The sequence below is a fragment of the Candidatus Anaplasma sp. TIGMIC genome, assembly GCF_028204095.1.
Lineage (GTDB): Bacteria > Pseudomonadota > Alphaproteobacteria > Rickettsiales > Anaplasmataceae > Anaplasma.
Window position 1 is genome coordinate 1 of sequence record NZ_JAQLOH010000027.1, and the last position, 14,690, is coordinate 14,690.

Here is a 14,690-nt window from a genome sequence, read left to right on the forward strand (position 1 = left end):
CTCTATAGAGGATTGATTGCGACCTACTTTGGCGTAGAGGAGACAATCTTCTGCATGCGAGGCAGCATCACTCCCATGAATGCCCTTATCCAATCTTGTTGGAGCTTGTTAGGGTCTGAAGTGTCCTCACTAGCAGCAGTAATAATGGGAAGCAACGCTTTGGTTAGCTCAGGGACGGCTGTGGCAATTTCTTCCCGCATAGTCTTTTTTATCTCACTGGAAAGCTCGGCCCCGTACGACTCTTCTGCACACCGAAGTACCCTCTCTATTTCATCCGCCGACAATAGAGTAGTCGAATCATTATGTAAGGGCTTCTTTTGTCTATTCGTGCCATCATGGGGCACTCCGGCGCGTTCAGCTCTAGATGCTGTCTGTCTCTGAGGTGTGTGATTCATCGCAGAGGTGTCCGCCGTAGAGTCATGCCGTGGATCGGTCTTCATGTTATTAACCAATAGTTTCCTACCCTAGAAGAGTACGGGAAATACATTAATAAATTCATAACTTTAAGCATGTGCGGATGTGCGAAAGGAGAGTGTGCTCTTGTGTTGTGTTACTTAATATACAGTGCAAAGTACGTGCGTGCCCTTTATATAACAGTGCATGTTTAAGGAGGTTGCATATAAATTTGCGCCCTTACCGCGGGTTTTCGATGCGGTTGCGCACGCATATGCGGTTTCAACCTGCCTTAGGCTGCAAGGTAAGAGCTACTCTGCAGGGTGCTACTGTTGCAGTGAATGTTTCCAGACAAGTGGCAGCGTTTTTTTTTCGAGATCATCTTTCCGGTATTTCTTCCGTCTGGGGCCTAATTCTGAGTTATTTTCCATTATAAGCACCACAGAACCTGTGTATGTCCATTGTCCGCCATTCATGAATGCCTTACAATGTTGTGGAGTATGTAGGAGTGATAAGTGTTTACAATCGCCATAATTGACTTTGGTTCACAGGTTACGCAGCTGATCGCGAGAAGAGTGCGGGAACTGGGTGTGTATAGCGAGGTGTTCCCCGTAGATACAGATTTTTTTGCCCTCATGAATACTGGCAAGCAAATTGCTGCGTTTATACTTTCAGGTGGTCCGGACTCTGTGGCTGATTTGCAGCAATTACCGAAGGTGGTCACAGATGTGCTGGACATAAACGCAAAGCTGGGCACGCCCGTGTTGGGGATCTGTTATGGCTTTCAACTCCTGGCACACAACCTAGGTATTAGGGTTGAACAGGGCAACAGACGCGAGTTTGGCAATGCACAGTTGGCAGTCGTTGCTGAGTCAGCGATAACGAAGGGAATATGGTCAGTTGGAGGCACTGTGCGTGTGTGGATGAGCCACTCTGATAGCGTAGTAGACAACATGCCCGAAAGTTTTCGTGTGGTGGCGCGTAGCGCAGAAACCGGAGCTGTTGCATTTATAAGTAATGAAGAAAAGAAAATTTATGGCTTGCAGTTCCATCCGGAAGTTTCCCATACTCCTGACGGCAGGGATATATTGAATAGCTTCTTAACTGTTGTTGGGTGTACCAGAGATTGGACCGTTAAGACATTTTTACACACACAGATAGATGATATAAAAAACACGGTTGGGGGCGAGTTGGTGGTAGCTGCCATTAGTGGCGGTGTTGACTCTAGCGTATCATCAGTTCTGGTACACAAGGCCATAGGTGACAGGTTAAAGTGTGTGTTTGTTGACACAGGCTGCTTGCGGAAAGGGGAAGTTGATGCTGTGCAGCGCCTTTTCGTTGATAAGCTCGGCATGTCTGTTTCTGTTGTCATGGCATCGTCTTTGTTTTTGGACCGGCTTAGTGGGGTAGTGGATCCGGAAGAAAAACGCATGATCATAGGGAATACGTTTATTGAGGTTTTTGAAAAGGAAGCTGAGAGATTCGGAGATGTCAAGTTTCTGATGCAGGGGACCATATACCCAGACGTCATAGAGTCCGGCGTAAGCGGCTCCGGTGTAAAGATTAAGTCACACCACAATGTTGGGGGGTTGCCGGACCGAATGAAGATGGCACTAGTGGAACCCATTAGATGCTTGTTCAAAGATGAGGTAAGGTCTTTGGGGAGGGAGTTGGGGCTGCCTGATGTGGTGCTTGAACGCCATCCTTTTCCAGGGCCTGGGCTAGCGGTGAGAGTCATAGGAGAGGTGACAGAAGAAAAACTTGCGCTTTTAAGGGAGGTAGACAGCATATATATAGATGCTCTTTTTGACAGTGGGTTATATCACGATATATGGCAGGCATTTGCGGTGCTAATGCCTTCTCGCACTGTAGGAGTTATGGGGGATAGCAGAACATACGGATACGTGTGCGGGCTTAGAGCTGTTACCTCTAATGATGGAATGACAGCGGATAGTTTTCCTTTCGGTGAGCCGCCCGAAAAACAGCTGAAGTTTTTGGAATTTTTGCAGAAGGTTGGTGGTGCGATTGTGAGGGGTGTTCCAGGCATCAACCGCGTCGTGTACGACATTACCTCCAAACCGCCTGCGACCATTGAATGGGAATAGTAGTAGTTGTCACTTATTTAGATCTGGGTTGTATTATGTTAGAAAAGGCTGTTTTAACGTGTGGGGATCTTAGGATAGGTCTTCCGGTCCTACATGGCGTCGATGGAGCGCAAGCTGTAGATGTCACCACTCTGTATAAGGACCATAGAGTGCTCACGTATGACCCGGGTTTTATGTCAACGGCGTCGTGTAAGTCAGGAATAACTTTCATTGATGGGGATGAGGGAGTCCTCCGATATAGAGGAATTGACATAGAAGATCTAATAAACATACCGGGCGGGTTCGGAAGTGTAGCGCGGCTTCTTCTATACGGTGCGCTGCCTAATGATACTGAGTGCCAGGAGTTCCTAAGGGCATTGAAAGACGAATATCATATACCGTCGCAGGTTCTGGACGTAATACGGTCGTTCTCGCACGATTCGCAGCCTATGGCAATATTGATAGCAGCAGCAGCTGTATTAGCGGACCAGTACCAGAATTGCAGTGAAACACCCTTGAAAAGGGCTATCATTGCGATTGCGAAGATGCCTGGTATTGTTGCGGCAACATATAGACATCTAACAAATTCTGAATGCATAAGTTCTGACTCGTCTTTGGAATATACACAGAACTTTTTGCACATGATGTTTGGCCCTACGGACAGGGCATTAAACGATGTGATATGTAAGGCACTTGATGCAATTTTTGTGATGCACGCTGATCATGAACAAAACGCTTCAACGACAGCGGTGAGAATGACTGGCTCATCCGGTGCGAACCTTTTTGCGTGTCTGTGTTCGGGCATAGCTACGTTGTGGGGGCCGTTGCATGGAGGAGCCAACGAGGCCGTAATAAAAATGCTAGAAGAAATAGGTGATCCTGGGAACGTCGATGCGTTTGTATCACAAGTTAAGGAGAACAAAAAAAGTAGAGTGCGCCTAATGGGGTTTGGGCATCGCGTTTACAAAAACCACGACCCAAGAGCAAAAATTTTGCGCAAAATGTGCCGAGATGTGTTGAATGCTCTCGGGAAGAAAGACCCTCTGTTGGATATCGCAGAGGCATTGGAGCAGAGGGCTCTCCATGACGAGTATTTCATAAAGCGCAAGTTATACCCTAATGTTGACTTTTATTCAGGGATAGCTCTAAGAGCCATGGGAGTGCCGGTAAAAATGTATACAGCGTTGTTTGCCCTAGCGCGTACTGCGGGGTGGGTATCTCAGTGGTATGAAATGATCCAAGATACAAGCGGTGTGAAAATATCGCGGCCACGGCAGTTATATATAGGTGAATAGCACATGTTCTGCCGGGTGCGGCATCAAGCTATGGAAGCTCTTTGAGCGTTGCGTCGTGCACTTTGACGTTGGAGCTAAGTCTCCTTGGCCTGAGGCCACGTGCGTTGTCAGGGAATAGTGCTTTTATAATTATGTGCTGTAGCCACGGGTAAATGGTGCTATGATTGTTGCACGCGCGTGGAGTGGCCTAGCCATTGTTTTGTTGGCATAGTGGCTGAGAGATGCAGCTGAAGCCCATAGTAAAGGACCGGGGCGGCTGCGTGTTCATTCGGATAAATTTATTGTTGCCGTCCATAAAGATGGTATAGTCGCAGCTGATTTTATGATTGGTCGGTTTTGCTTTGATTGGCCTTGAAGTATTGCACGATATTTTGGAGCGAAGCTCTGGAGCTATAGAAGACTGGTTTGGATGCTGGTTCTCAAAATTTCCCGCAGTTTTTAACTCTTCTGTAGATTTACGCAGTTCCGCGTACAAGGTTTCTCCTATAGACGTGAACTTTTACCCTGCCGGGTATAATAACTTGAGTGAATCGTCAAAGGCGAGGACTATAACCCTGCTCCGTGAAAACCTTAGCAAATACAAGGGGGGCAGGGTACTTGTTGTTATTGAGGGGCATACTAGAAACAAGAAATATACGGATAGCGTCATAGTTCTTAAGGACATGCTTGATTCTGCAGGATTTTCTACGGATGTCGGTATTTGTAGCGCAAACGGTAATGATGAGGTTGCGGCATCGTGTGGAGGTTCTATATGTGTCAGTAAGCTAGTAAATGATGGTGGGAGAATAAGCACTACTACGGGCTTTATCCCAGATGTTTTGGTGCTCAACAACGACTTTACCAGTGGTGTCCCCGATGTCTTGGCCGGGAAAGTATTACAGGAAGTATTGCCTTCACAGCATCTAGGCTGGTTTCGTAGGCGTAAGTCCACGCACTTTAGAACGTATTCCAGGATGATAGAAGAATTTTGTCGGGAATTTCATATCGATCCATGGCTTATTTCAGCATTATTCTCTCACTGTGATAATGTGGATTTCGCAAATAGTAAGGGGGTAGAAAGTGTTGCGGAAAGAGTTGAGGATCTTATCTCTGCGATTCGCGACAAGTATGTGCTGTACGGGATACGGGATGCTCCGTACGTTTTCATAAAAGCAGACAACGGTACTTACGGCAGAGGTATTATCAGCGTCTGTAGGGGGGAAGATGTTTTACAAATCAACAAGCGTGATCGCAACAAAATGCGGTGTGTAAAAGAAGGAGTTCCTATAGCAAGTGTTATGCTTCAGGAAGGCATACCTACGCATGAGTCGTTCAATGACCAGGTTGCTGAACCTATTGTATACTATGTCGGCAAAGATTTGGCTGGGTATCTATATAGGTACAATGCTTTGCGGAATAGATTTGGAAACCTAAACGTTCCCGGTTGTGGATTTATTGATATTGAGTATTCAATACCCGAAGAGAAAAAACGCGTATGGAGTACCATAAGCAGACTTGCAGTGTTAGCAGCTTCTGTTGAGGCTTATGAAATGACCTCAGGCGCAAAGTAACATCATCGTGGCAGTGTTGTCACAGCACTTTTGTTCGTCACGTTCCTTGTGATGCCTGACGTACGCTCAGAACTAGAGAGTACATTAGGAACTTGAATGTGGACTCAGATGAGGATTCTGCAAGTTTGCACTGGGCTTCAGCATCGTGCAGTCTGTGTATTACTAGCTGCAGCAATTTGTACGGCATTGACGAAACGTGTTTTTTCAACTGAGGTATCAACCTAAAGAATACTGGTGTTGGGTGGGACTTTATAGCCGCATTTATGTCATCACCGAATTTGACTCTGCGTGCTAGGTACTCCAGTGTAAGGAAATACTTTATGCTAGACCTAATTATCAGGACGGCTGCAACTTTGTTCTGCAACAGGGCATCTGAAATCTTGGAAAAGGCTGCAACGTCCCCGCCCGCGATAGCAGCGCAGATGTCATCAAGTGCTGGGTCTAGGTCCGCGGCGAAGCTCTTTTCTAAATCAGCACTCGTTAATGTCTTTCTTGAGCCAAGAAATAGAAGAAGTTTTTGCAGTTCAGGTTTTATACACGCGTTACTCTCCTGCATCAAATCGCAAAGTAGTCGGAACGTCTGCCTGTCGTAGGATATGTTATTGTCCGAGAGAAATTCAGACACAATGCTGTCTACGCTATCCTCTTTATACAGTGCTATAGCAGCAAATGTTGGGTGATTATTGTAGTATGCCCGTAGTGAGGAAGTACTAACGAGTTCTCTTGCCTGCATAATTACGTAACAGTGTTGGCGATCTATTTTATCAAGAGCAGATTTTAGCTCGCTTCCCAGGGTATCTTTTGCATCCGTTATTATCACCAGGGATTTTTTGTGGAACATCGGGATTGTTGTCAGGTCAACGAGCAGTTGCTCTGGTTCCTTACAGGCATGTGTAAACTCCATTCTGAGAATAGAGCACTCCTGGTCTTTTGTAACCAGCTGCGCAATTTTATCTTCATAGAAACTAATCCTGCTGTGGTCATTACCGTAGAGCAATACGCTGCCGTAGGCTCCAGGATTACTGAAAAAGTCTTTGATTTTTGATGCAGTGAACCTCACGTTACCACCATGCCTCCCATCATCATAGGCACCTGCTTAAATTCTCACGGAATGATAAGCGCATTGTAGCAGCGGCGTGAAGCGAAAAGTTCATGAATAACACTACGCGTAGTTCATAACCGAGGCGCCAAGTCGCGCGCAAGTCTGTAGCACATTGGTAAAGGCTCGAAGAAGTTAACTGCGCTGTTACCAGTTGATGATTCTGGGGCAATTGTAACTGTGCAAGAAGCATGATATAGATGAACCCGCATTGTAAAGCGTGAAAGTGCCAATGGGTTTAGAATGGTGGCTTGCGTGTAGGTACCTCAGTTCTAAGAGGGGGCGGTTTTTGCGATCTTCTATGAGCGTGCTGTCTATTTTGGGAATAGCCATCGGGGTTGCTACTCTTATTTCTGTTATGGCAGTAATGAGCGGTTTTTCTTCCAAGTTGTTACATAACATATTGTCTATGAATGGCCACGTAACTATCCACTGCAAGGGTGCTGATTATCACGATGTGGTTGCGGAAGTCGTAGGTACCGAAGGAGTGCTTAGAGTGGCACCTGTTGTAGAAGGACAGGTTCTGATAAAGTCTCGTACTGGTGCCTCCGGAGCTGCCGTACGAGGTATGGAGACACACGACGTTGCGGAGAAACTCCAACAATATATGGTTGGTGGAGATCTTCAAGCTCTGGAAGAGGGGATTGTCATGGGTGCTGGCCTAGCAGACGCTTTAGGTGTGAGTTATGACGACGAGGTAACGGTAATATCGTCAGTGAATTTGTGGACGATACTTGGAGTTACGCCCAGTACACAAAAACTCAGGGTTGTTGGGATTTTTAACGTTGGAATGTATGAGTACGACGGTGCCTTTGCATATGTATCCTTACGAAATGCTCAAACTCTTTTCGGCTACAAATGCGATAACGTTCGATACTTGGAGGTCGAATTGCAGGATGCTGCGCATTCTTCTGATGTGGCTGTGAATCTCGCAAAGAAGACTGGAATGAGAGTAGAAGACTGGAAGACGCAACAGGGACAATACTTTTATGCTCTAAAACTAGAGCAAGACGCCATGTTTTTTATCCTGGTGCTTATTGTAGTTGTGGCAGCATTTAACATAATTTCTGGCCTGTTTGTTCTTGTGCATGAGAAAATGCGTGCCATAGCTGTTATGCGTACTATGGGCCTCAGTAGATTTGCTGTTGTACGGATATTTTGCATGTGCGGCGTATGCATAGGTCTTATTGGTACTTTGATCGGATGTTGTATGGGTGCAACGTTTGTGTTTAATGCAGTAAGCATTGGTAACTTCTTGAATGCATTTGGTCGAGGGGCTCTTATAGAGTCAGTAGCATACTGTCTAGAGGGTATATCGTACAAGATGGTTCTGTTTGATATTGGGCACGTAGCAATGTTATCACTATGCATTTCGCTGTTATCTACATTACCTGCGGCGCTTAAGGCGGCGGGCCAAAATCCTGTTGATGTTCTTAAATATGAGTGAATAAATGCGAAGGGAAACTTGCGGTTGGTTGTGTATATTCTGTATTTTTGCTCTATGGATGGGTTGCGTGGTTTACTATGTGCTTGATGTGCAGCAAGGGCTTAAAGGGGCGTTTGCTGGGATAGAGAAGTTGGCAAGCTCCAGCGATAGGCTTCGTGAAGCACTTGTAGATGTGTCGGCTAAAACTGACCATGTTAAGTCTCTAGTGGGGCAGTTAAAGTCTTCCATGCCTCCGAAAACAGTTGTCGTAAATAAAGACGGCTGCGTTCCCGCCGAGTGTTTAGCCAGGGTGCTCTTGAAGGTTTGGGAGTTGCGTAGGTCTTTTGCTTTAGGTGCGATGTCCAGTGATTCTGTCCGTGCGATCAAGCCCCTGCTCGAAGAGCTACATGATGAGGAGATAGACGAGAGTTTGCGCGTTTTGGAAAGATTTACTCACAAAAAAGGCTACAGGGAGCTAAAGGAAGAATTGCATGCACTAAAAAAGACGTTACATTTTGGTAAAAAGGGCCCATTGCTGCAGTATGTCTCCAGATGGGTTACAGTTGAGAATCGCAACGACAAAGTATGGCAGGATTTTGCCAACCTAGAAAATCTTGTTGATACTGGGGCGTGGTATGATGCGCTGGAGTTTGTTGAAGACAGTACTCTGCGGTCTGTGCCTAGGCTAAAGCTATGGGCGCGTGACCTGGAGTTTATACTCAGTGTCGAAGGTCATATAACGCTAATTTGCAATAAATTAATTGAACGTGTGAACAGGAATCCCGAGGGCATATGATTACGTACTTTTTGATTTTCATAGTTGTATCCTTGGCTATGGGGTTTGCAGTTCAGGGGTATGAAGGGTTAGCGCTGAATCTTGAGTTAGCTGGGTACAGTGTAGAGATAAGTCTGTCATTTGCCGTGTTTGCTTTGTGTGTAGTTGTTCTTCTACTTGTTGTGCTGGTGCGCGCGTGTTTAGCATTAGCGTTGGTTTTGCACAGGATCCGATGTAAGGCTATATACAGGCGCTATGATGCTCTGGGCTATGGCTTCGCTAGTTTAGGGATTGGAGATGTAAAGGACGTCCAGCAGATTGTCAGAGAGTCGGCGCGGCTGGCCAAGCTGAATAGTCCGGTGCTGAATCTGCTACAAGGCTGTGCTTGTTTTCGTTTGGGCCAATACGAAGTTGCGGAAAATTATTTTTCGTTAATCCCGCGCAAGAATGTCCCTGAAGAGGGATTGGGGATATGGATGCTTGAGGTTTTGGCACAAGAAAGCAGCAAAGACTGTAAGTTGCGAGTTTTGGGCAGGCTGTGTGAGATATTTCATTACAAGCGATGGTCTTCATTGCTGAGGCTTGAGATCGCACGTATCAAAGAGGAGTGGCATGATGTACTTGCCGAAATTAGGTTTATTTCAAAAAGTAATATACGTCGCGCCTACGATAATGATTTGGAGATGATAGCGTGTGTAAAGCTTGCTGAGGAGTGTTACTCCCGTGGTGACTACAGCGGGGGCCTCACCTACGTAAGAAAAACACTTGGACCTCAAGCTGCATTAATAAGGGCAAAGCTAATTGCAAAATTAGGAAACACAAAGAGGGCCTTAGAGACGTTGGAAACATACTACGCAGAACATCCACATCCGGAAGTGGCGGATCTGTATGTTGACATGGTCTCCGACAAATGTGATGGCATGAAAAGGCTAAGTTCCATCGCCGAGGACAGTTGCGTCAGTATCGTACTGTCAGTTCGGATGTATATGGATTGCAAGCAGTACAATGCTGCGGAAAAGCAGTTGAAAAAAGCACTCACAAAATACAAGTACATCGAACTATACAGTTTGATGTTGGAAATCATGGTGCGACTCGGAAATCTTGACGAGGTTACATACTGGGTAAACGCGATGCGTGAAGAGTCAATTCCGGACAAGAGATGGGTATGTGTAGATTGTTGTAGCGCGACAGACAAATGGCAGCATGAGTGTTCTGTGTGCGGACAATTTAACTCTGTCCAGTGGGCATAGTGCATTGGAGTACCCAATTTACGCAGGGGCACATGTTTGTACAGGTTTGTCTGTTCCTGTAAAAGGGAAGTATGGGCTGCGTGTGTGCAGAGATTTAGCAGGAGTGGTTCTACTTAACGGCCCGGTGGCTGGGCCACTGTAAAGCGCTGTGCTTGTTTCCATTTAAATATGGCGCTGAAATGTTGGTCCTTACGCTGTTTATCTGGTGCGTCTTTGAAGCAGTTTAATGCGGATTGTTTTTGTTGGCACCAGCGTTAGCGGTTAAGCTACACGTCATGAGGTTCGAAAAAGCGGTGTCAGACACTGTTTAGGTTAGCGATGGCAGATGGGAAGGCGTAATTACCTGTAATCTCAGGTCAGATTTCATATTTAATACCTTAAAAATCGCGCTTTTCTGTTATTCTTAAAAGGACCATTATGGCAGAGGAACCTGCAGTGATAGCAGAGGCGCTACTTGTATTTATCATTATATGGTGGGTTACCCTGTTTATAGCGTTGCCAATAGGGGTTGAGATGTATGAATCTGAGTCCACCCCCGCGGGATGTGCGAGCAGTGCGCCAAAAAAAGCTTACCTCGCCCTCAAAGCCTTAATAGTTACGGGTATAGCGATAGTCATGACTGGCTTGTACTGTTACCTGAAGATCAAGGGGTACGTTGATATTGTTTTTTCCATAATGTTCGAACTTGCGCCTTAATTATATCCTGCGCGTCATAATTTCGAGGAGCCGTGTACGTATTTGTAATGGGCATCATGGTACGATAAGTTGCATGATGGTGCTTACGCACCTCAGGGAAACTACTTGACTGGGTATGAGGTGTACGTAATAATACGGCTGTTGTTCCTTGCTTGTTTTTTGTGTTGTGAATCATCGGGGTGGTGGGCGTGCTGCGTATGCTTACGCGCGCGTTTTGTTGGATTTGTCGCGGGATAAAGCGGACAGTATCTCCGCCGAGATTCGTGCAATGAGTCAAGTGTTTGAAGAGGCTGACGTTTGCAGGTTTTTTGCAAGCCCGGTTGTTTCTGTAGAAGACAAGGTGTCTATTCTGAAGGATATGGGGCGGCGGTGTGCTTTGGATGGCATCTTAGTAAACTTTATGTGTGTAGCGGTAGCCGATGGGATGTCGTCTGTACTGTGTGACATTTTTGAGGAATTTTTTGCGCTTCTAAGGCGGGCACGTGGGATGTTCCGTCTTGAGATTACGACAGCTGTGCCGATGTCTAAGAAGGAAGAGAAGAAGATATTAGATGTGGTGCTGTCGAAGTATGGGAAACCTGAGGCAATAACGAAACGTGTCGATCCCGAAATACTAGGTGGTTTCGTAGCAAAGGGTGACTCTTTTGTTATCGATGCTTCGTATGTGGGGAAGCTGCGCGAGCTTAGCAAAGTTTTCAGGGAAGCTATTATTGGTATCTAGTGATTTATAGGAAAAGACATGGGTTGTGTATCTTCGGGTGAAGTTCTCAAGGTCCTGAGAGAAAGAATAGAGAATTTCGGTGATCCCGTAAGAACTAGCAGCGTTGGGGAGGTCCTTTCTGTAAGAGATGGGATCGCTGTAGTTTATGGGCTCGATGGAGCAGGATTTGGTGAGACAGTTGCTTTTTCATCTGGTGTACGTGGTGTTATTTCCGGGCTGGAGAGGGATGTAGCGAGTGTTGTGATTTTCGGTGAAGACCGCGAAATAAGAGAAGGGGATGCCGTAGAATGTACGGGTGAGCTTATGAAAGTCCCTGTTGGGTTTTCATTACTGGGTCGCGTAGTGAGCCCTCTTGGTAAGCCCTTAGATGGTCTGGGGGAGATTGCAGGCTTTGATGGCGAGAATGCAGTTGAGGTGAAAGCTCCTGGGATAATGGCGCGCCAGCCTGTGTGTGAGCCATTGCAGACTGGCTTGAAGACAATAGACATGCTGATACCTATAGGGCGTGGCCAGCGGGAACTGATAATAGGTGATAGAAAAACCGGAAAGACCGCAATTGCAGTTGATACTATTCTGAATCAGAAGAAGATAAATGATACCGTTAGCAAGGAGCATAAGGTCTATTGCATATATGTTGCTATAGGGCAGAAGAATTCTTCTATAGCCAGGGTGGTAGACAAGCTGAAAGAAAAAGGGGCATTAGACTACACGATAGTAGTAGCAACTGGAGCTTCCGATGCTGTGCCGCTGCAGTACTTGGCGCCATATGCGGCATGTGCAATGGGTGAGTTTTTCCGTGATAACGGTATGCACTGCCTTATAGTCTATGACGATTTGTCCAAGCACGCTGTTGCGTACAGGCAAATGTCGCTGTTGTTGAGGCGTCCGCCTGGTCGTGAAGCTTACTCTGGTGATGTGTTCTATATACACTCCAGGCTGTTGGAGCGAGCTGCGAAGCTTTCGGATAAGTTAGGTGGCGGGTCGTTGACTGCGTTGCCGATAATAGAGACGCAGGCCGGTGATGTGTCTGCGTACATACCGACAAATGTGATTTCTATTACTGATGGGCAGATATTTTTAGAGTCAGAGCTATTTCATAAGGGTTTCAGGCCTGCTATCAACGTTGGGCTTTCCGTGTCGCGGGTGGGCTCGGCCGCGCAGGTAAAGTCTGTCAAGAAGGTGGCTGGATCTATGAAGCTGACGCTTGCGCAGTACAGGGAATTGGAGGATTTTGCCAGGTTCGGTTCGGATTTGGATGGAAGCTCCCAGGCGATGCTTGAAAAGGGGCGGAGAATGATGGAGTTACTAAAACAGGGACAGTACATGCCTTTATCTGTGGGTGAGCAGGTTGCGGTTATACTTGCAGGCTCCGACAAATGCATAGACAGCATTTCGGTAGGGGACATGTGCAGGTTTGAGCAAGGTTTGTTGCAGAAGCTGCGAGTTGATCATGAGGGTCTCATGGCTTGCTTGTCAGAGGATATCACAGATGATATAAGAAGTGAGCTATTAGAGGTGATTAGGGGGTTTGCGGCGAATTTTAGACTGTGTTAGTGTAGGTACTGTATGAGCGACTATGTGACTACCAGGTTTCCTATTACAAAAAGAGGCTATCAGAAGTTGGAATCAGAGCTGGAAGCGCTCAAGAGTGAGAGGCCAAAGATAATCAAGTCTATATCGGATGCAAGGGATCTGGGTGATCTTTCGGAGAACGCTGAATACCATGCTGCTCGTGAGCGTCAAGGTCTCGTTGAAAGTAAGATCATGGAGCTGGAATCTAAGAGGTCCAGGGCAGAGGTGATCGAGGTCTCGGAGTTATCTGGTGACACCGTAATGTTTGGCGCTACAGTGACAGTATCGGTATACGATGATCAAAGTGAAACCTCGAGTGTAGTTAAGTACCAGATAGTTGGCGAGTACGAGGCTGATATCTCTAAAAACATGATATCAATAAAGTCGCCGTTGGTCGTAGCGCTTTTGGGTAAGAAGGAGGGAGACAGTGTTGAGCTCAAAACACCTAGGGGGGACTATAGAGTGTACCAGATTATGAAGATTGAGTTTGTATAGGTGTTGGGTTCAATATGAGTTTAAGGCCGAGTGCCGCCGCTTGTGTTTTTTCTTCCATTGAGGAGGTGGTTAAAGATGCTGCTGCAGGCAAGGTTTTCGTTCTTCTCGATGATGAGGAGAGGGAAAATGAGGGCGATATGGTGGTTCTCGCAGATAAAGTGAGTCCTGAAGCCATTAGTCTTATGGTTAGGCATGGTAGCGGCATAGTATGTTTGGCGCTGTCAGGTGAGCACGCTGAGAGATTAGATCTTAGTTTGATGCCACGACGGAATGCTAACGACGGTTGTCCTTCTTTTACGGTATCCATAGATGCAAAGGACGGGATAACAACGGGTGTATCCGCACAAGACCGTGCTGCTACGATACTGTTGGCAGCGTCTAAGTCAAGCAAGGCGTCGGATTTTGTTACCCCTGGCCATATTTTCCCTATAGTCGCGCATCCAGGCGGTGTGAGGAAGCGTGCGGGCCATACAGAGGCGGGTGTGGAAATAGCTGCGCTTGCGGGTTCTGAGCACGCGGCGGTTATATGTGAGCTTATGAATCCAGATGGCAGTATGTCGCGAGGTCAGGAGATATTCGAGTTTGCGCAAATGCACGATTTGCGCGTAACTACTATCAAGAAGCTTATAGAGTATTTGGGGGGCTCTTGAGAAATGTATGGAGATCATTGCTGAAAACCGCAAGGTAAGGTTTAACTACACGATTCTCAACGAGTATGATGCTGGTATGGTGTTGCTTGGCAGCGAGGTAAAATCGTTGCGTCAGCGCAGGGCTAGCATAGGCGACGCGTATATTCTAGAGTCTGGTATGGAGTTGTGGGTACATAACCTACACATTTCCGAGTACAAGCAGTCCAATAAAAAGAATCATAATCCGCTTCGGGTTCGCAAGCTCTTACTCCGCAAGCGGGAAATTTACAAGATCGCTGGAGGAATAAAAACTGCGGGTATCACCGTTGTGCCCAGGCTTGTGTATTTTAATGATAGGGGGTTGGCAAAGATTAAAATTGCGCTTGTGAAGGGCAAAAAATTGTACGACAAGCGTGAAGCCATAAAGGCGCGTGAATGGGACAGGGAAAAAAGCCGCACTCTTAAACGTGGCGCATGTGAAAAGGAGTAGGGCCGTGCTATAGGCGTTAGAAATGAGCGTCCGGCAGGTTTAGTTTTGTCGGGGTGACAGTTATTCAGGTATCGAGTGCAATTTCGCATAATGCGGTGAGAGCGCTGAGCAGAATATACCGGTTATTTTAACATATAGTGGATTAAGGGTTGTTTTTATTGAGCATCATCGTACTACATAATATTGCATAGGAATCGCTTTCGCTCAGGCTCTTA

Annotated in this window: 14 protein-coding genes; 12 read left to right on the forward strand and 2 right to left on the reverse strand. The window is 46.4% G+C overall.

Annotated features, from left to right (window positions below; translation table 11 throughout):
• Positions 1-23: 23 nt before the first annotated feature.
• Positions 24-440 carry a hypothetical protein gene (locus PGW94_RS03430; protein WP_271758669.1) on the reverse strand — a complete coding sequence of 139 codons (417 nt, stop codon included), beginning with the start codon at positions 438-440 and terminating at the stop codon, positions 24-26.
• Positions 441-908: 468 nt separating this feature from the next.
• On the opposite strand from PGW94_RS03430, the gene guaA reads away from it, so the two are divergent.
• From guaA to gshA, 3 genes are all read left to right on the forward strand, one after another.
• Positions 909-2,498, forward strand: coding sequence for a glutamine-hydrolyzing GMP synthase (gene guaA, locus PGW94_RS03435; RefSeq protein ID WP_271758671.1), 1,590 nt, complete (start codon positions 909-911; stop codon positions 2,496-2,498).
• Positions 2,499-2,533: 35 nt separating this feature from the next.
• Positions 2,534-3,772, forward strand: a complete 1,239-nt coding sequence (locus PGW94_RS03440) for a citrate synthase (RefSeq protein WP_271758673.1) — start codon at positions 2,534-2,536, stop codon at positions 3,770-3,772.
• A gap of 341 nt (positions 3,773-4,113) precedes the next feature.
• Positions 4,114-5,322, forward strand: a complete 1,209-nt coding sequence (gene gshA / locus PGW94_RS03445) for a glutamate--cysteine ligase (protein ID WP_271758675.1) — start codon at positions 4,114-4,116, stop codon at positions 5,320-5,322.
• A 37-nt stretch (positions 5,323-5,359) separates the two neighbouring features.
• Here gshA and holA read toward each other — a convergent pair whose 3' ends face one another.
• Positions 5,360-6,382, reverse strand: a complete 1,023-nt coding sequence (gene holA / locus PGW94_RS03450; RefSeq protein ID WP_271758677.1) for a DNA polymerase III subunit delta — start codon at positions 6,380-6,382, stop codon at positions 5,360-5,362.
• A gap of 271 nt (positions 6,383-6,653) precedes the next feature.
• On the opposite strand from holA, the gene PGW94_RS03455 reads away from it, so the two are divergent.
• The 9 genes from PGW94_RS03455 to smpB all read left to right on the forward strand — a co-directional run bounded on the left by PGW94_RS03455 (position 6,654) and on the right by smpB (position 14,475).
• Positions 6,654-7,868 (forward strand): ABC transporter permease, encoded by a 1,215-nt coding sequence (locus tag PGW94_RS03455; protein ID WP_271758695.1) that lies wholly within the window; start codon positions 6,654-6,656, stop codon positions 7,866-7,868.
• Positions 7,869-7,935: 67 nt separating this feature from the next.
• Entirely contained in the window at positions 7,936-8,643 is a 708-nt protein-coding gene (locus PGW94_RS03460) for a hypothetical protein (protein WP_271758679.1), read from the forward strand.
• Positions 8,640-9,872, forward strand: coding sequence for a hypothetical protein (locus PGW94_RS03465; RefSeq protein ID WP_271758681.1), 1,233 nt, complete (start codon positions 8,640-8,642; stop codon positions 9,870-9,872). Before PGW94_RS03460 ends, PGW94_RS03465 begins: the two co-directional genes overlap by 4 nt.
• 417 nt (positions 9,873-10,289) lie before the next feature.
• The gene (locus PGW94_RS03470; protein ID WP_271758683.1) at positions 10,290-10,568 is read left to right on the forward strand and encodes a DUF1467 family protein; all 279 of its coding nucleotides are present in this window, start codon (positions 10,290-10,292) and stop codon (positions 10,566-10,568) included.
• Between the two features lie 166 nt (positions 10,569-10,734).
• Positions 10,735-11,289: an ATP synthase F1 subunit delta gene (gene atpH / locus PGW94_RS03475; RefSeq protein ID WP_271758685.1), complete on the forward strand. Its 555-nt coding sequence runs from the start codon at positions 10,735-10,737 to the stop codon at positions 11,287-11,289.
• An 18-nt stretch (positions 11,290-11,307) separates the two neighbouring features.
• Complete coding sequence (gene atpA / locus PGW94_RS03480; RefSeq protein ID WP_271758687.1) at positions 11,308-12,843, forward strand: F0F1 ATP synthase subunit alpha; 1,536 nt, start codon at positions 11,308-11,310, stop codon at positions 12,841-12,843.
• Positions 12,844-12,855: 12 nt separating this feature from the next.
• Complete coding sequence (gene greA, locus PGW94_RS03485) at positions 12,856-13,356, forward strand: transcription elongation factor GreA (RefSeq protein WP_271758689.1); 501 nt, start codon at positions 12,856-12,858, stop codon at positions 13,354-13,356.
• 14 nt (positions 13,357-13,370) lie between these two features.
• On the forward strand, positions 13,371-14,006 hold the full coding sequence (gene ribB, locus PGW94_RS03490) for a 3,4-dihydroxy-2-butanone-4-phosphate synthase (protein ID WP_271758691.1): 636 nt from the start codon (positions 13,371-13,373) through the stop codon (positions 14,004-14,006).
• A 7-nt stretch (positions 14,007-14,013) separates the two neighbouring features.
• Entirely contained in the window at positions 14,014-14,475 is a 462-nt protein-coding gene (gene smpB / locus PGW94_RS03495; RefSeq protein ID WP_271758693.1) for an SsrA-binding protein SmpB, read from the forward strand.
• Positions 14,476-14,690 lie beyond the last annotated feature (215 nt).